The sequence below is a fragment of the Cohnella sp. LGH genome (assembly GCF_017671885.1).
GTDB classification, from domain to species: domain Bacteria; phylum Bacillota; class Bacilli; order Paenibacillales; family Paenibacillaceae; genus Cohnella; species Cohnella phaseoli.
This window is the reverse complement of sequence record NZ_CP072117.1, coordinates 7,767,317-7,784,657: the sequence shown is the minus strand read 5'-3', so window position 1 is coordinate 7,784,657 and position 17,341 is coordinate 7,767,317. Positions and strand designations below refer to the sequence as shown.

Annotated in this window: 14 protein-coding genes, 1 tRNA gene and 1 other RNA gene; 12 read left to right on the top strand and 4 right to left on the bottom strand. The window is 46.5% G+C overall.

Annotation, left to right across the window (positions count from 1 at the left end):
* The first annotated feature begins 51 nt into the window (after positions 1 to 51).
* Together secG and rnr are read left to right on the top strand one after the other, a co-directional pair.
* Positions 52 to 288, top strand: a complete 237-nt coding sequence (gene secG, locus J4772_RS31945) for a preprotein translocase subunit SecG (protein ID WP_116064662.1) — start codon at positions 52 to 54, stop codon at positions 286 to 288.
* Positions 289 to 424: 136 nt separating this feature from the next.
* Positions 425 to 3,361, top strand: coding sequence for a ribonuclease R (rnr, locus tag J4772_RS31940; protein WP_209077565.1), 2,937 nt, complete (start codon positions 425 to 427; stop codon positions 3,359 to 3,361).
* 122 nt (positions 3,362 to 3,483) lie between these two features.
* Here rnr and J4772_RS31935 read toward each other — a convergent pair whose 3' ends face one another.
* A complete protein-coding gene (locus J4772_RS31935; protein ID WP_209073008.1) occupies positions 3,484 to 4,575 on the bottom strand; it encodes a M24 family metallopeptidase in 1,092 nt (363 codons plus the stop codon).
* Between the two features lie 122 nt (positions 4,576 to 4,697).
* On the opposite strand from J4772_RS31935, the gene J4772_RS31930 reads away from it, so the two are divergent.
* From J4772_RS31930 to ssrA, 4 genes are all read left to right on the top strand, one after another.
* Positions 4,698 to 5,594 carry a patatin-like phospholipase family protein gene (locus J4772_RS31930; RefSeq protein ID WP_209077563.1) on the top strand — a complete coding sequence of 299 codons (897 nt, stop codon included), beginning with the start codon at positions 4,698 to 4,700 and terminating at the stop codon, positions 5,592 to 5,594.
* Positions 5,595 to 5,699: 105 nt separating this feature from the next.
* Entirely contained in the window at positions 5,700 to 6,635 is a 936-nt protein-coding gene (gene pyrB, locus J4772_RS31925) for an aspartate carbamoyltransferase (RefSeq protein WP_209073007.1), read from the top strand.
* A 180-nt stretch (positions 6,636 to 6,815) separates the two neighbouring features.
* Entirely contained in the window at positions 6,816 to 7,292 is a 477-nt protein-coding gene (smpB, locus tag J4772_RS31920) for an SsrA-binding protein SmpB (protein WP_209073006.1), read from the top strand.
* Positions 7,293 to 7,495: 203 nt separating this feature from the next.
* Positions 7,496 to 7,862: a transfer-messenger RNA gene (ssrA, locus tag J4772_RS31915) on the top strand.
* Between the two features lie 332 nt (positions 7,863 to 8,194).
* Here the strand turns inward: ssrA and J4772_RS31910 are convergent.
* Both J4772_RS31910 and J4772_RS31905 read right to left on the bottom strand, forming a co-directional pair.
* The gene (locus tag J4772_RS31910; RefSeq protein ID WP_209073005.1) at positions 8,195 to 8,575 is read right to left on the bottom strand and encodes a retropepsin-like aspartic protease; all 381 of its coding nucleotides are present in this window, start codon (positions 8,573 to 8,575) and stop codon (positions 8,195 to 8,197) included.
* Positions 8,572 to 8,832: a hypothetical protein gene (locus J4772_RS31905; protein ID WP_209073004.1), complete on the bottom strand. Its 261-nt coding sequence runs from the start codon at positions 8,830 to 8,832 to the stop codon at positions 8,572 to 8,574. Before J4772_RS31905 ends, J4772_RS31910 begins: the two co-directional genes overlap by 4 nt.
* Positions 8,833 to 8,892: 60 nt before the next feature.
* On the opposite strand from J4772_RS31905, the gene J4772_RS31900 reads away from it, so the two are divergent.
* The 5 genes from J4772_RS31900 to J4772_RS31880 all read left to right on the top strand — a co-directional run bounded on the left by J4772_RS31900 (position 8,893) and on the right by J4772_RS31880 (position 15,083).
* A tRNA-OTHER gene (locus J4772_RS31900) sits at positions 8,893 to 8,996 on the top strand.
* A gap of 73 nt (positions 8,997 to 9,069) precedes the next feature.
* A complete protein-coding gene (locus tag J4772_RS31895) occupies positions 9,070 to 10,791 on the top strand; it encodes a caspase family protein (protein WP_209073003.1) in 1,722 nt (573 codons plus the stop codon).
* Positions 10,792 to 11,319: 528 nt separating this feature from the next.
* Positions 11,320 to 12,057, top strand: a complete 738-nt coding sequence (locus J4772_RS31890) for a hypothetical protein (protein ID WP_209073002.1) — start codon at positions 11,320 to 11,322, stop codon at positions 12,055 to 12,057.
* A 572-nt stretch (positions 12,058 to 12,629) separates the two neighbouring features.
* Entirely contained in the window at positions 12,630 to 14,189 is a 1,560-nt protein-coding gene (locus tag J4772_RS31885; RefSeq protein WP_209073001.1) for a hypothetical protein, read from the top strand.
* A gap of 114 nt (positions 14,190 to 14,303) precedes the next feature.
* On the top strand, positions 14,304 to 15,083 hold the full coding sequence (locus J4772_RS31880) for an HNH endonuclease (protein ID WP_209073000.1): 780 nt from the start codon (positions 14,304 to 14,306) through the stop codon (positions 15,081 to 15,083).
* A gap of 595 nt (positions 15,084 to 15,678) precedes the next feature.
* Here J4772_RS31880 and J4772_RS31875 read toward each other — a convergent pair.
* Entirely contained in the window at positions 15,679 to 15,891 is a 213-nt protein-coding gene (locus J4772_RS31875) for a hypothetical protein (protein ID WP_209072999.1), read from the bottom strand.
* A gap of 470 nt (positions 15,892 to 16,361) precedes the next feature.
* Here J4772_RS31875 and J4772_RS31870 point away from each other — a divergent pair, with 470 nt between their 5' ends.
* Positions 16,362 to 17,252 carry a hypothetical protein gene (locus tag J4772_RS31870; protein WP_209072998.1) on the top strand — a complete coding sequence of 297 codons (891 nt, stop codon included), beginning with the start codon at positions 16,362 to 16,364 and terminating at the stop codon, positions 17,250 to 17,252.
* Positions 17,253 to 17,341 lie beyond the last annotated feature (89 nt).

Genomic DNA, 17,341 nt, shown 5'->3' with positions numbered 1-17,341 from the left:
GTGATAAAATAAAAATACTGTTTTTGTAACGGGATTTAGGGGGTGTAGTCGATGGACATCGTACTGAAAATTATCCTGGTCATTTTCTCGATCGGACTGATTGCGGTCGTTCTGCTGCAACGCGGGAAGAGCGCAGGTCTGTCTGGGGCGATCTCCGGGGGCGCTGAGCACTTGTTCGGAAAACAGAAGGCTCGCGGGATCGATTTGTTCCTGCAGCGTCTGACGATCGGCTTGGCAGTTGGTTTCTTCATCCTTTCTTTGGTGGTTGCTTATTTCGTGAAGAACTAGGACGGGATAACAATCAGGCGGGGGGCGAGAGCTTCCCGCCTTTTTTGCATAGAACGGCATACTGGACAGGGCGTCGTCCGATTGCCAAACCCATATCATGTACATACTATAGTTGGAAGAGGTGATTCGGATGCCGCTGTGCACGGAGCAGGAGCTGCTCGATTTCATGCGGGAAACCGCTTATAAACCATTGACGTACAAAGAGCTTGAGAAACATTTCGGCATTGAGGACGCGGTGGAATTCAAACAATTTTTGCGTTTGTTGACCGAGCTGGAGCAGGAGGGCAAGGTGCTGCTGACGCGCTCCAACCGTTACGGAGTTCCGGAACGGATGAATTTGCTGCGCGGACGCATACAGAGCAATCCCAAAGGCTTTGCGTTCCTGATTCCGGAGGATAGAGAGCATCCCGACTTGTACATTCATGCCAACGACATGAAGGGGACGATGAACGGGGATATCGTGCTGGCGCGGGTGTCCGCGAAGAACGAGAACGGTCGATTCGAGGGAGAGATCGTCCGCATCGTCAAGCGGGCGGTGACGCAGGTCGTCGGCTTGTTCCACAATCACGAGAGCTTTGGCTTCGTGGAGCCGGACGATAAAAGAATTACGAAGGATATTTTTATCCGGGCGGAAAATTTCAAGGGAGCGGTAACCGGGCAGAAGGTCGTCGCGAACATTATTACATATCCGGAAGGTCGTACGGCCGCTGAAGGCGAGATTATCGAGATTCTCGGTCACAAGGACGATCCGGGCGTCGATATTCTGAGTATTATCCGTAAGCATGGCTTGCCGGAGGGCTTTCCAGACGACGTGCTGGCCGAGGCGGAAGCGGCGCCGGATGCAATCTCTGAAGAGGAGATCGTGCAGCAGGGCCGTCGGGATTTGCGGAATAAGGTTATCGTGACAATTGATGGCGAGGACGCGAAGGATCTGGATGACGCGGTGAACGTGGAGCGGCTGCCGAACGGCAATCTGCTGCTTGGCGTGCATATCGCTGACGTCAGCTACTATGTGCGCGAGAAGTCGAAGCTGGACGAGGAAGCCTACAATCGCGGCTGCAGCGTCTATCTCGTCGATCGCGTCATTCCGATGCTGCCGCATCGCTTGTCGAACGGAATTTGCTCGCTGAATCCGAAGGTGGATCGGCTGACGATGTCGTGCGAGATGGAATTCGAACCGGACACGATGAAGCGGGTTCGCTACGATCTGTTTACGAGCGTTATTAGAACGACCGAGAGAATGACCTATACGAACGTGCGGAAAATTGTGAACGAAGAAGACCCGGAAGTGGCCGAGCGTTACTCGGAGCTAGTGGATACGTTTAAGCTGATGAAGGAGATGGCTTTGGGACTGCGTTCGATGCGAATGCGTCGGGGCGCGATCGATTTCGATTTTCAGGAATCGAAGGTGATCGTGGACGAACAGGGCAAGCCGGTCGATATCGTCAAGCGGGAGCGGTCGATCGCAGAGCAGATTATCGAGGAGTTCATGCTGGCTGCGAACGAGACGGTGGCGGAGCATTTTCACTGGTTAAAGGTGCCGTTCGTGTACCGGATTCACGAGGAGCCGACCAACGAGAAGTTGTTGACTTTTATGCAGTTTGCGAGCAATTTCGGCTATGCGGTTCGGGGCAAAGGCAACACCGTCCACCCGAGAGCGCTGCAGACGCTGCTGGAGGAAATTCGCGGCGCCAAGGAAGAGACGGTGCTCAGCACAATGCTGCTGAGATCGATGAAGCAAGCGAAGTACGATGCGGAGAGTCTGGGGCATTTCGGGCTGGCTGCGGACTACTATACGCACTTCACCTCGCCGATTCGTCGTTATCCCGACCTCATCGTTCACCGCGTCATGCGCGAGGTTTTGGAAAACGGAGGGGCGCTCCCGGAGTCGCGCTTCGAAGCGTTGAACGCGCGTATGCCGGACATTGCGACGCAGTCGTCCGAGCGAGAGCGCACGGCTGTGGATGCCGAGCGGGACACGGAGAAGCTGAAGAAGGCCGAGTATATGCTGGACAAGATCGGCGAGGAGTTCTCCGGAATTATCAGCGGCGTGACAAGCTTCGGCATGTTCGTCGAATTGGAAAATACGGTCGAAGGACTTATTCGTCTTAGCGATATGACGGACGACTATTACCACTTCCACGAGCTTCATATGGCGCTGATCGGGGAGCGGACGTCCAAAATCTACCGGATCGGCGACGAGGTGGAAATTCGCGTGTCTCGGGTCAACATGAACGAGCATACGATCGATTTCGAGCTGCTTAACATGAGACCGCGGAGCTCGGAACGCATCAGCTACGTGGATGCAAGAGGAGCTGCCGGTTCCGGTCGCAATGCCGATCGCAAGCGCAAAAAGCTGAACGCAGCTGGCCGTTGGGTCGGCATCGGCGGCGGCTCGGACGAGCGCGGCGGGCGCAGAGGCTCCGGCGGTCGCAGTGACGGCGGACGTGGCGGCAAAGGCGGACGCAGCCAAGTCGGCGGAAGTGGTGGCAAAGGCGAAGGGCGCGGCCTAGCTGATGGCGGACGCGAGGAACGCCATGGCGGCAAAGGTAACGGCGGCTCCGGTTCTGGGCGTGGTCAGTCGGTGCCGGATGAGCTGGACGGCGGCTTCTACAACAGCGTCGTCTCCGGCGGCGGGAAGAGGAAGAAGAAGCCGCGCGGCGGCGGAGCCGAGGCGGTCAACGCGCCTATGCCGGATGAGTCGGCGAAGCCTGTCGTTCGGGATGAGGCAAGGGGTAGCAGAGTTCGCGAGAACGGCGACCCAAGCGGAGGGCGCGGCGATCGGGACGCCCAGAAGGTGGGCAGAGGCGATCGTGAGAGCGCCAAAACGGCCATAGGAAAGAAGCGCGGTCCTGGGCTGGATATGTGGGGACTGCCGCGTTCCGGCAACTACAAGACGATTGACGACGAGGCCGATGGCGGCAAATCCTACGGCAAACGCAAAGGTCGCGGAGACGGAGCAGCACGCGGAGCGGGCAAGCCGTCCAAGCCGCTTGTCAAGCCCGTCGCGGCGGTTCCGCAAGAGTCCGGCGGCAGCGAGAAGCCTCGGAAACGCAAAAAAAAGAAGGAATAAAAATAACCTTCCGGCAGAACAGCGGGATTAAGGGGGCAGCCCCTAATCCGATGCTCTGGCTGGAAGGTTTTTTTTCTGTAATGGCCATTTTGGCTGACAGCACCGCGTGGCTTTCTCCAACGTCAGCCCCCGATTGTCGTGAAGGCCTTGGGGAACGATGTCAGCACCTCGACGCCGCCGGCGGTGACGAGCACATCGTCCTCAATGCGCACACCGCCTACGCCGGGAACGTAAATTCCCGGTTCGACGGTGAAAGTCATTCCTTCAATGGCAAGATCTTCGTTCATCCCGTGAATCGAAGGGTATTCGTGAACGTCCATGCCAAGGCCGTGACCGAGCCGGTGGTTGAAATACGGGCCGTAACCAGCTGTGGCGATCGTTTCCCGAGCGATGCGGTCGAGACTACCGAGCGATACGCCAGGGCGAATTGCCTCGATGGCTCGCAGGTTGCTTTGAAGTACCGCATCGTATATTCGCTTTAGTTCCTCAGATACTTCTCCAACCGCAAACGTACGTGTAATATCCGAAGCGTAGCCTTCGGCATATACCCCAAGATCGAATAGAATCAACTCGCCCTCGGCTACCGACCGCCGATCGGGCGAGCCGTGCGGCAGCGCTGTTTTCGGTCCGGTCAGCACCATCGTATCGAAGGAGGGCCCTTCTGCTCCAAGCTTCTTCATCTGATACTCCAGCTCAGCGACAAGCTCGATCTCCGTCACTCCGGGTTTGACGAGCGACAGCCCGGCTTGCAGCACCTCCTCGACTAGGCGCACGGCGTGCTTCATGCTCGCGACCTCTGCCGACGTTTTTGCTGCTCGCATTTCCCTTAGTGGAAGACCGATGTCGACAAAGCTTGCTGCAGCTGCAACTGCCTGGATGGCCTCGAATCGATTGACGTTGAGGTCGTCCTTTTCAACCCCTAGCGTCGTTATACCTGGAGGGAGCAACTGTCCGAGGATCTCGTATGCGTTGTCCGTATCCTGATGTGTATGGATGCTTGCGACGGAGGAAGCCGCCTGAGCCGCTTCGTAATCAAGCGCTGGTACAAGGAGGCGGGCCTGTTCTCCTCTAGGAAGAAGGAGCGCCAGCAGCCGCTCGTGAGGATGGGTCGCGAAGCCGGTTAAGTAATAGACGTGTTTCGGAGAGGTGATCAACATCGCATCCAGCTGCTGTCGATCCATATATTGTTGAAGTCTTGTGATTCGTTCTGTCATCCGTATTCAACCGCCTTTCGTATCTTCTAATTGTAGCGGATCGGGGCGGAGGGTTCCAGCAGTCGATCGGCATTGAGTCGTCCGTTTGCATGTGCGCAGCATAGATGCTAGTGTGGAAAGAAATGGTGAGGGGACGCAGGGAGGTGCTGTCATTGGAAAAGATCGGACTGGTGCTGGAGGGCGGCGGAATGCGCACGGCGTATACGGCCGGAGTGCTGGAATATTTTGCGGAGCAGGGGCTTTATTTGCCTTATACGATCGGAGTGTCGGCAGGCGCGTGCACAGCGGCAAGCTATTTGTCCAGGCAACGAGGGCGGAATAAAGTGGTCAATATCGATTGGGTAGCGGATCCGCGATATTTGTCCTGGAGAAATTGGCTGAGGAAGCGGCAGCTGTTCGGCATGGATTTTATTTTCGATGAAATTCCGAATTCTCTTGTTCCGTTTGATTTCGAAGCATTCTCTGCGAGCAAGGAGGAGCTCGTGGTAGGGATGACGGATTGCGAGACCGGGGAAACGGTATACCGATACAAGAGTGCTCCTGGCTTTGATGTATTGAGGGCGCTGCGTGCGTCGAGTTCCTTGCCGTTTATTGCTCCGAGCGTCGAGTATGATGGTCATCCGATGCTGGACGGAGGAATCTCGGATCCGATTCCGCTGAGACAAGCGGAACGAGATGGTTGCACCCACAATATTCTTATATTAACGAGAAACGAGAACTACCGGAAATCTCCGAATCGTTATCCTTGGCTGCTTCGGGCCGCTTACGGAAAATATCCGGCCTTCGTAAAAACGATTCTCCGGAGACATGAGATCTACAACGAGACGTTGAGCTATATCGACAAGAGAGCGCAGGAGGGCAAAGCGTATGTCATTCGGCCTAGCGTCCCTCTTGAAGTCGGACGGATGGAACGGAATCCGGCGAAGCTGCTGGCTTTGTATGAACGGGGGATGGAGGATGCGAGAAATCTAATGCCTTCGCTGCAGGCATGGATGGCAGGGGAACGTCGGAAGCCTTAATCCCGTGAGCGGAATTTGTTGAAGATTGCCGATTTACAACTGTGCCTGTATCCTTTAGGATAATATTTGGTGTGCACTGGACAGGTACGGGGAGGATGACATGAGATGAAGCAGTTATACCATGTGCTTGGCGCGAAGCAATTCGAAAGGAATGAGCTCGATCGGCTATTCGACTCGACGTTGGATATGGAAAAGGTCGTTGCTCGAGGCGGGGACCGGCGTCACGAAGGACGGATTATGACAACGTTATTCTTCGAGGCGAGTACGAGGACTCGGCTATCCTTCGAATCGGCGATGCATCGGATGGGCGGAGGAGTGATCGGGACGGAAAATGCTTCGCAGTTCTCTTCCGCAATCAAAGGAGAGACGCTGGAAGACACGATCCGCATTCTCAGCGGCTACAGCGATGTCATCGTTATGCGTCATACGGAAATCGGCGCTGCAAAGCGAGCTGCGAAGGTTGCTTCGATTCCGGTCATCAATGCCGGCGACGGAGCGGGAGAGCATCCAACGCAGGCGCTGCTTGACATGTATACGATTCGCAAGGAGTTTGGTAAGATCGACGGTCTCAAAATCGCGATGGTCGGCGACCTTGCATACGGGCGGACGGTTCACTCGCTCAGCTACATGCTGGCGAACTACGAGGATGTAATGGTGTATTATATTTCTCCGGATAATGTGCGGATTCCAGACAACGTCAAGAGATACATGGAAGAGAAGGGAGTACGGTACGAAGAAACGAACGATCTGAACTCGGTAGCCGGATCGATCGACGTGCTGTATCAAACTCGAATTCAGAAGGAGCGTTTCCCTTCCGTCGAGGAGTACGAGAAAGCTTCTGGTCAATTTATCGTGGACGCCGAGCTGATGTCGCGGATGAGCAAGCATGTGATCGTGCTGCACCCGCTGCCTCGCGCAGGCGAAATCGCCGAGGAAGTCGACGACGATCCTCGCGCCGCGTACTTCCGGCAAGCCGTCAACGGCTTGTACATTCGGATGGCGCTCGTGGACAAGTGTATTACGGAATCCCGGCAGGGTTAAGGTGTGGGTCGTGGGGGCGCAACTTGTGCTCCCTTTCCTTTTGTTAACTTTCTCGAAATTCAGGTATGCGTATATACTTATGTGGTTATGTGAGACCTAACCGAAGCGTTCGGTTGAAGGTGCGGCATGCTGCATGGTATAATGGAAATCCGGCAATTCTAAGAGAGCAGGTGAAGGAAAGTGGGCAAGAAAAGCCAGTATGACAAGCCATTGGCGCAAAATAAGAAGGCCTCCCATGATTACTTCATCGAGGATACCTACGAAGCCGGCATGGTTCTGACAGGAACGGAAATCAAATCCTTGCGAACTGGCCGGGCGAATCTGAACGATTCGTTCGCGACGATCCGTAACGGGGAGATTTTCCTGCACAACATGCATATCAGCCCGTTTGAACAAGGCAATCGGCACAATCCGTCCGACCCGACAAGAGCGCGCAAGCTTCTGCTTCATAGAGAGCAGATTCACAAGCTGCTTGGACTGACGAAACGAGAAGGCTATACGCTGGTTCCGCTTAAAGTGTACGTGCGCAATGGTTATGCCAAATGCCTGATCGGTTTCGGTAAAGGGAAAAAGCTGTACGACAAGCGCGAGTCCGATGCTAAGCGGGATGCCCAGCGCGACATTCAGCGGATTCTTCGGGAGAAGCAGAAGGTTTAATACGGATTGTGCATACCGGCAATCTCGGGTTATATTCGGACATTGGTTATACGGATATAAAGTGGCATTGCTGGCATCAACATTTTCGGTAAAGGTAAGTCGCTCGTGTTATAATAGATTTTGCAACACAGCTTGATTCTAATCATCCGTCGCGGGTGACCTTGTGGAGTTCCGGCGTTAATGACGTCCGGCAACCCAAATTCGGGGGCGTTTATGGATTCGACGGGGACAGGACGAGCGTGGGTAGCGGGTAGTAGGGCTGCGTCTGCTTCACTAACGCGGAAGCCAATTTAAACGGCAAAGCTAAACAACCAACTCTGGCTCTGGCCGCCTAATAACGGTCACCAGGCTCTTACCTTCCATCGCCCATGTGGCGGGCTAAGGGCTCAACTTTAGTGGGATACGCTGTCTAGTCTCCGCCTGGGGCTAGCTGAAGAAGACAATCAGGCTGACCCGAAGAGAATCCGGTGACAGGGAGTCTCTAGGGTGACATCAAATCTGTCACTACACCCGTAGAAGCACATGTGGCGTTGTCTTCGGACAGGGGTTCGACTCCCCTCGCCTCCACCATCATGAAAGCCGACCGCATGAGGTCGGCTTTTTGTGTTGGTGGAGAGTATTGGGGAGTCACCCAGTCCGAAGGAGGACAGTTGGGGGCGTTCCGCGCGCAGGTTTGCGGAGCAAACCGAGCACGGCATCTGATTCTACCGCTAAGGTTGTCCTCGTCGAATTAGCTTCGTCAGCAAGTTCAATCAATGAAGTCAGATACCCCCGAGCCTCCCCAAAATTGCGACACGAGAATCCGACATGAAATGGTCGGTTTCGATTGGGAAGCTGAGTGACTCTTGCAACAAAGTAAAACCCCGATAGCAAGCGATCGGAGTTAATCGTATACACACTATTTACTTTTTATGAATCTCTAGCATCTCAGTATCAATAATGATACCCGCTAATTGCATAAAATCAAAACCTAAGATGCCGTTGATTTCAAACCCATAATTCATTTCTCCAACTTCAATTTCAAAATGATCTAACTGAATGTCTTCGATCTTTAAGAAATTTACTGTTTTGAAGAAGACGATCTCTGAGCCACCAATACCTCTAATGGCACAGGTTGAATCAGTTGATTCTGGATATACCCCGATATTGCGCAACAAGTCAGCTTTGAAAATTGTTCCAGCTGACCCTGTATCTACGAGCACATTGCTGAGGGTGATTTCCTGACCTCGGAATGAAATTGAAACAGATATGAAAGGTAACCCGTCAATAAGTTCAATGTTCATCCTCTATCTCTAATTCCAATCCATCTCCGTTCACGAATTTCTACCCTTGGTCTAGAAGTATGAAAGAAGTAAAATTCATTGGCTGGACGAGTTCTCTGCAATTCATTACATTGCTTCATTGCTTCAAAAGAGTCGTCGAACTTTTGTACAATTGCCATTTCGTCTACGAGACGGAGCCCGTCATCTGAGTGTGCTTGAATAGCTTCAATGACTACCCATTCGTTAGGGTAAAGATTTTGCACTTCGTTCCACTTCATGATGAACCTCCGTTCATTGCTTTTGATTTTAGTATATATCAGCTCGGCATTACCTTCAATGGAGACGGGGAGTCTCTAGGGTGACATCAAATCTGTCACTACACCCGTAGAAGCACATGTGGCGTTGTCTTCGGACAGGGGTTCGACTCCCCTCGCCTCCACCATCATCAAAGCCAGCCGCATGAGGCTGTGGATTTTTGCTATACTTATTGATAGTAAACTTTAGGGGGAAGAAGCTTGTCTACAGTCTATCAGCCTACGTATTCAAACAGTTGGGCGATTGTCATTGGAATTAATAAATACCAAAACGTTAGTCCATTGGGCTTTGCGTGTAATGATGCACAGGCAGTAGCAAGTTTATTGGTCGAAGAATTCGATTTCCCTGCTGACAATGTAGTTCTTTTACTCGATGAAAATGCTACTAAGGCAAACATTCTGAGAGAATTCATGAAGCATGCAAACGGTTATACAGCCGCTGATGATAGGATTTTTGTGTTCTATGCTGGACATGGTCACACGATTCGAGGAAAACGAGGCGAAATTGGTTATTTAATACCCGTAGATGGGGAGATTGACGACATATCAAGCTTCATTAGATGGGATGAATTAACCAGAAATTCCGAATTGTTTCAAGCGAAACATGCGTTGTTTATAATGGATGCGTGCTATGGTGGTCTTGCAATAACGAGATCACTACAACCAGGAAGTACGAGATTTCTAAAAGATATGTTGAGAAGGTATACACGGCAGGTACTAACAGCTGGAAAGGCTGATGAAGTCGTTGCCGATGCTGGAGGGCCCATTCCTGGACATTCGATCTTTACTGGACATTTAATTGAAGCCCTCAGAGGTAAGGCGACTCAGCAGGATGGCACAATTACAGCCAACGGCGTCATGTCGTACGTTTACGAAAAAGTATCGAAGGATCAGTATTCTAATCAAACTCCACACTTTGGTTATTTTGATGGTGACGGTGATTTTATCTTTAAAGCGCCAATTCTTACGGCAGTAGATGCTGGAGGTGCAGAAGCTGATCAAATGATTGTCGTGCAGCCGGTTTATAGTGGCCGACAGCATGATGAAGATAAAATGATTGATGAAGTGAAAGAGTACCTGTCGGAAGAACGTTGCTATATTAAATTGGATGATCTGGTTAACCGAGAGTTAAGGCATGCTGTTGGACTATACAACAATGAATTTGAAATGCAGGGCAGGTTTAGTAATGAAGAGTTTGTTGAACGTCTGAAAAAGTATGAAAATATCACCGAGAACATTGCTGGAATGGTAGCAGCAGTGTCCTATTGGGGAACTTCAAGGTATGTGCCTTGTTTGAGGAAAACAATTTCTCGATTGGCTGATCTAAATGGAGTTAACGGTGGTCTTGTCGTGTGGTTGCATTTGCGCTGGTACCCAATCCTGCTTTCAATGTATGCTGGAGGAATAGGGGCCATTGCAAGCCAAAATTACGAAATGTTAGCTGCCTTATTTTTGACAAAAGTAACGAATGAACGCCGAAGTCGAGATCAAGCAGCTTTACTTGCAACGATTTCTGAATTAACTGACTTAAATGATGCATTCAAAACTATACCGGGTCATGAACGGAACTATGTTCCGAGAAGTGAATATCTTTTTAAAATGCTTCAGCCCCAAATGGATGATTTATTTTTTCTGGGTAAAAGCTACGAGGGTATATTTGACAAATATGAAATTTTGCAAGCACTTGTGTATGCTGACCTATACGATACCCAGGGATACGGTATCTGGGGGCCTCCTGGGAGATTCGCTTGGAAACATAATAGTTACGGGGATAGTCCGCTCAAACTTCTCTTAGCAGAAGCAGAGGCTCAAAAAGAGGAGTGGCCTCCACTAAAAGCAGGTTTATTTCGAGGCTCATACGATAGGTTTAAGCATATTGCGGATGAATATGTATCTATTGTTTCTAAGTTTCACTGGAATTAAACCCGAGAGATGGAATAACAGAGTCAAACCATTAATGTTAATGGTTGACTCTCAGATTCGTCGAGAAACCCTACGTTTTTTAAACGTCAAGATTTCTCTTTGTATTTCTAGGGAAGCGAAGTGTAAGGAAAAGGGATTAGCCCTTAAGCCCTCTTCTCAAGATGGAGGGCCATTTTCTTCATATTCTGCACCGTTGCAGTCATTAACGCTTGCTCGGTGGCATTTCGGAGACCCCGTAACCGACAAGAGCACCCACTTGTGTAGAGCACAGATTGTGCTAAGGCCGTCTACCGTTTTAAATGGTGACTATTAGACTGCTCCAGTCTTTTTCCGTATCGTACACCGCCGAAGCACGCAGAGGCAACGAAGACAGTTAATGTGTGTTTTGATGATCTTCATGTTAATCACTATCCGAATGAGGATATGTTATCATGCAAGAAAGAAAGACTTATGAATAGTACATTTCGACTGCGGATTGAATACTTTAGCGTTGTTTAAACTTAAGAGGGCAATCGAGGAGGGAGAAATATGGAAGATAACTACATCACATACGAGGCATACTCGGACTGTTTTTTTCGTGATAAGAAATATACATTACAGTTGGACCATGAAAACATTAAGCGAATAGAAGTTGAAGCAACAACTGACGATAAATCTCAATATAAAAGAGGAAAGTTGACGCTTAAATTCATATTGTTTGATAGCATTAAGGATCGAAGTTTAGCGAAGAAAATATGTCAGAGAAAAGTTGTTGAATTTCTTAATTCCTTGACTTATATCACCGGAAGATCATTTTATAAATATGAAGAGGTTGATTCAAGCTACGCACTGCATGTAAATATTAACTACTCTGAAATCGGCGGGATTATGGAAGTTTTTTCAAATTTTTCGGACGAAAATTTCGAAAAAGTTGGCAGAAAGATTAAGAATGGAAAAGCTAAGAGTTATTTGTATAAGCTGTATCGTGCGGCTATGAACAATAATGATAGTTTCACTAAATTTATGTTATTGTATGGATTGTTTTATCATATGTTTCGAACCCAGAACGAGGTAGACAGGTTTATTTGGGGAATTGATGATACCGAAGTAGAAATGGATTCAACAAGAGGGAATGGTACAAAGGAAACCATTTACACCTACCTTCGTAATCAAGTGGGGCATACACAGGTTGACAGCAATTTTGATGAGGTTGTAGTGAAGATGAGTAACTGTGTGCAGAAGTTAAGCTATTATGTCAAGAAGGCAATAAAGTCTAGGCTTGTGTAGTCGAGCTAAATATGGAAGGATATAATGCCACCTCTCCAAACAATCGCGCAGTGGCAAATTGCGGATTTGCCCCGCCGCGCTTCAGTTGTTTGAATCCTTGTCTATACAAAACCACAACCATTAATGCCGGAAAGATATTCATTTTTGCTCCAAGCTTGATCAAATTTTTATGGTGAGGCTTCTTTTGTATGGGTAAAGAAATTGCATTATACGGGGGTCGAGAGGATGCATTGGAAAGCGGCTTGATGGTAATTACAGATAAGTGGTAGTCTGTTGAGTAATGCGATTTCCGCATAACCTGAGTATTTCGCATTTGCGAATTAGGCCTTCCTCCCTGCAAACCACAACCTTCAGTGTGAAATTCATCACTAGCAAATAGGTCGTATCTAGCAATTTATGGTGCATCGGTTAATGCTATCATTACTTTAGTGTGACAGAGAATTTACGATTTTCAATAAGATCAATGCGGAAAAAGCCCGATATAACAACGAAAATTAGGTTTGCGAGGAGCGTCTTAAATAACTTAATATATTCTATAAGAGCAGTGTGACATGCTGGAGGCAAAGCGGATCATGGATTACTTTACGTTTATCAAGAATGAGATTGAACTGCAAGGATATTTAACAGCACAAGAATTAAATCAGAAATTGTCCGAGCAATTTCATATTACTTCTGCGAACTGTAGAAAAATTGTTCAACGCATGACTGCTAGTGGGAAAATTAACTCGACTTCTCCGATTACCTTTGGAAATAATCAATACGTTTACTTTACTCGACCGTTAAACAAATCTGCCATTAAGCATATTACGAAGAATCATCGACCTTCTCTGTATCGACTCATAGTTACTCTTGAGAATTCACAAGGGGTTCTCTCGTACTACGAGGCTCTGAAGGTTACCTCAAGCCCGCTGGACAGAGAAAAAACCAAGATGGATTATTTAGATCGTATTATTCAAGACTTGCTTCATCTAGGTTTGATTATGGAATTACAGACGTATAACAGTGTGACCTACATAATCGATAAGTTACATGGAGCAAATTGGCCATCGGTTGTGAAAAGCCATGAGTGTAAGATGAAGTTAGACTGCACGTTTATAAGAGATGTGCTTATTTGGTTAAAAAAGCATAACTTAATTAATCGTGAAGAAGTTGTTTATCGGAGTAAAAATGAGCTTTCTAAAGGTGCTCAACATAATAACTTTGTATGGGATGCTTTTGCTTATTCGTCTGCCACAGGAATAACTAATGACCGAGAGGATGGTAAGAACACACTTATTGTTCTGGATGTTCAAATGAGTCGACCTTACTCCCAGCAAGACTTGGACGGATTTTATAATCGAGTTCAGGGTGTGATTTGCAGTTCTTCGAGCAGGAAAAGAAAGGTACTGCCAATCATCATCATAAATGAAATAGCGGAAACAGGCGTACAAAATCGAATTAGAAAGCTTGGCTTCTTGTCATTTCATCTGGGTACGATTTATGGGGAGCGGATATATGAAGTTTTGAAGAGCTTGGATAAGATAAATGAGCTTTTTAGATTCCGGTCGCATCCTGCAGAGGTCATTCCAGAAGTAACGAATATACTGGAGAACTTAAGGGAGTCCGGTCAAGAGACAAACTTACAGAATTTAAAAGGGGATCTTTTTGAATTTCTGATGTATTCGGTTCTTCGTAGAATTATTGGTGAAGGATACATTGAACAGAGTGTTGTGCTGAAAGAAAAGAATTCGGAAGGCAAGGTGGAATATTACGAGTACGATTTGATTATCCAAAAAGGCGGTCCTAAAGAACGTATTATTTTTGAACTAAAGGGACACAAAGGGAGTAACGAAATAAAGCTTGGGGATCAAGATTCTAAAAATACTGTACGATGGTTTTTTAGAAGAACATTCCCGTTTGCCAAGAAATATTACGGTGATATTGATAAAGCTAATCAGCATCCTATGAAGGCATGTTACATTACGACGGCTCGATTCTCTGAAGAGGCTCTGGAAACGCTCAACAAACTAAATGAGAGCAGTTTGAAGCCGTCCATGCTGGATGTTTATTACGATGGTCAGAAATTGAAAAGGCTCATGAAAGAACGGGAATACAAGAAAGAGTTAGATGTATTGGAGAAGTACTATTTATAAAACGGCATTAGGTGGCTTATACCTATTAGTTCTGTGAAATGAAATGACAATCTCAATATTTAAGGTGAGGTAATGGCTAAGCATTTTTCGTTCGCGTATCTGGAATCGTATTGGTTGGCGGAAGCCACCATCGGAGAATTTTATGAAGAAAGCAATCTGCTTCTACCAGAATTTTGGAGGGATTCAAGACATCAACTGCTACCAAGGATTTTTAAGCCACATAAATGGACTATTATGCATGAATGGATATTTTATGTGTTTAACTTCCATCACTGGTACGCGGATCGACATTTTGAGCAAAGGGATGTTTTTAGTTTGGAATCGAAGATTGTGGAGGATGCAGGTTTTCTATTGTCTGAGCATCCAAATTTTGATTTGTTGAATGAGTGCAATTTTTGTGATGGATGTGTCGAGTGCTCTAAATATGCGGAAATTAACAAAGAGATTAGAACTGCTTGGGATGATTCTGTTCTTTCTCTTGTGCATACTGTCTTTCATTTGTTTATGAGTAATAAGAAGTTTTTAAGGGATTTTAATGAGCATATTTCAGAATGTATCGAATCTGACATCAATTTATTGATGATCGAAAATCCTGAGCATATTGTTGGTGGGAAAGTTCGTAGAGTTTCATGGCCGAAATGGCTTGAAAGGGCTATAATTTTTCGTGATAAGGGCGTTTGCTCTATTTGTAGAAAAGATGTTTCAGGGACATTAAATTTAGAAAATAGATTTGCAATAGATCACATTGTACCAATAGCGAGTTACGGAAGCAATGATCCTACAAACTTACAACTGCTTTGTTGGGAATGCAATGGAACAAAAAGTAATAAGTCAAGTGAAACTAATAACATAGATATTCCCTTATGGAATATTGAATCTTCAATGATATCCTAGCTTGAGCACTGAACGGCAACTTTTGAAGAACACTATACCATTGGCATGACGTGTTATGTTGAAGTTCGTTAAGACTCTAGGAAGACGTTATTTCTTGTTAATAGTTTCATGGCGGCGTATTGTGGATTTGCTCAGCCGCGCTTCGCCTCCACCATCATGAAAGCCGACCGCATGAGTTCGGCTTTTTTGTGCTGGTGGAAAGTTTGGGGAGTCACCCAGTCCGAAGGAGGACATTGGGGTTCGATCGCGCGGAAGACTGCGGAGCAGTCTGAGCACGCAATTCAATTCTACCGCTAAGGTTGTCATCGTGGAGTAGGCTTCGGCAGCAGATTAAATCAGGAATTGAATACTCCTCTCGCCTCCACCCAACCAAATCCTCAATTTTGAGGTTAAATATAACATATGTGCTCTTTGTACACGATGACTTTTTTGATGTAGCTGCCGATGAACTTCTTAACTTCCGGGACGTTCTTCTCGGCTACATAGCTTTTGAACATGCCGAACAGCTTTCGCAGAGGTTCCCTCAGAGATGGCTGTTTTTGTTTTTTCGGTCCGGATTCCCGCTAAACGGGACGACATGTCGATTTTCTGCGTTTCAAGTTTCCTCCACCTTCGTCAGAAACGCTGGCCGCGTGAAGCCTTTCGCGATCTCCGCAACGATATTCTCGATTTCGCGTTCCGTGTCCCGGATTGCCTTCTCCAATCTTTTCTTCTCTTCCTGTTGTCCATCGTCCTTCTGCTCCCGGAATGCATTCAGTTTTTGCACGAGCACCGCGTCGTTGAAAATAAGCTTCTGCAACTCGTCCAATACGTAGTTCCCGATGTACTCACGCCGTTTTGCAGCTGTTGGTACGATCACGGTTGCCGCAGTGGTAGGTCACATACTTGGACTTATTCCTACCGCAATTTCGCGAGTTACCCATCATGGCGAAGTCAGTACCATGATAAATAAGGCACTCTCCGCAGAAAATAAGGCCGGATAAGAGATTATTTTCTTTGGTTTTGTATGCTCCGTTTCTTCTTATTTGCAGCCATCTTCTACCTATGATACGGTGAGCCTTATCATAAGTAGGGCGAAGAACAGGGGGAAGAAAGAGAGGGGGCAAAATCTATAGAAGTGATATAGAAATTGTAGGTGTCCCCCTAAAGACGGATTTTAGGGTATATTTATGACTACATATAATGTTTCCATTCATGGTATAATTTATGGTGTTCATTAATTAATAAACTTAAGAATTTTTGAAATACTAAATTACTAAATCGTTAACGGAGATGCTTATGCAAAATAATCGAGACTATTCAACACTTGTTACTGGCTTAATATTTTTTTTGTGCGGACTATGTGCACTTTTTTTAAATAATATAAACCCAAACTTTATTTCCTTTATTACGTTTTCAGGCTTTATCTTTGTTTGGTTTGATTTCCTAGCGACTTATTTTACACCCGATAATAAAAAATTAATAAAATTCGGGGTACCATCTACTATCGTATTATTTCTCGCAATATTATGTAGTATAAATGAGAACGGCTTGTATGGACTTCTTCAATTGAGTTCAGATGCAATTAATAGAATAAATAATGCCTCTACATTATTGGCTTTCGGAATATCTCTCGTCTTACTTTCAAATGTTATAAAATCAAAAACACATAGAGAACTTAGAGAGAGTCCTTTTTTGCAAAATCATGAGGCGTTAGAAAATCATACAGATCAATTTATTATCTCAAAAACCGGCTATATGCAAGTTACAACTCCAACGAAATCACGTTGGTTTAGAAATATATTCAGGAGTAATACGGGAACTGTAAACTTTCCATGGCCATGGATATTGAAAGAAAGTCTGCTGCCTAGTCCTGGAGATTTATTTGTTATTCAAGAAAACAAACAAGTTATTTATTCTGTCGTTATAGAATCTAACTCCCAAAAAAGTATAGAGTCTATATGGAATGACCAAATATTTAATAAGATAATTTGTGGATTTAATAGTGAAATCGAACTTAAAAGTTTTGTGGATTCTAAATCTAACGTCTCTTGTGTAAAAATAAAAATAATATCATTCGAAGATAGTCAACTCTATGACAAGTTCAATATAAACATCCAAAACCTCAATAATTATGGACTAAAAACATTCAGTGTTACTGATGAAATTAGAAGTTTCTTAAAAACGTAAAGAAGTCTACTTACAGTTTGATAAACGCAATACATGCAATTTTAGCGATTTTTTGCATTCATCATAAAAGTTTGCTGTTATTTAATTGT

What these genes read in the sequence shown, in the direction of transcription:
- J4772_RS31910 (WP_209073005.1), bottom strand. Translation starts at nt 8,575, where the DNA reads ATGAACATTGAACTTATTGACGGGTTACCTTTCATATCTGTTTCAATT.
- pyrB (WP_209073007.1), top strand. Translation starts at nt 5,700, where the DNA reads ATGAAGCAGTTATACCATGTGCTTGGCGCGAAGCAATTCGAAAGGAAT.
- J4772_RS31870 (WP_209072998.1), top strand. Translation starts at nt 16,362, where the DNA reads ATGCAAAATAATCGAGACTATTCAACACTTGTTACTGGCTTAATATTT.
- J4772_RS31890 (WP_209073002.1), top strand. Translation starts at nt 11,320, where the DNA reads ATGGAAGATAACTACATCACATACGAGGCATACTCGGACTGTTTTTTT.
- J4772_RS31930 (WP_209077563.1), top strand. Translation starts at nt 4,698, where the DNA reads ATGGTGAGGGGACGCAGGGAGGTGCTGTCATTGGAAAAGATCGGACTG.
- secG (WP_116064662.1), top strand. Translation starts at nt 52, where the DNA reads ATGGACATCGTACTGAAAATTATCCTGGTCATTTTCTCGATCGGACTG.
- J4772_RS31935 (WP_209073008.1), bottom strand. Translation starts at nt 4,575, where the DNA reads ATGACAGAACGAATCACAAGACTTCAACAATATATGGATCGACAGCAG.
- J4772_RS31885 (WP_209073001.1), top strand. Translation starts at nt 12,630, where the DNA reads ATGGATTACTTTACGTTTATCAAGAATGAGATTGAACTGCAAGGATAT.
- J4772_RS31905 (WP_209073004.1), bottom strand. Translation starts at nt 8,832, where the DNA reads ATGAAGTGGAACGAAGTGCAAAATCTTTACCCTAACGAATGGGTAGTC.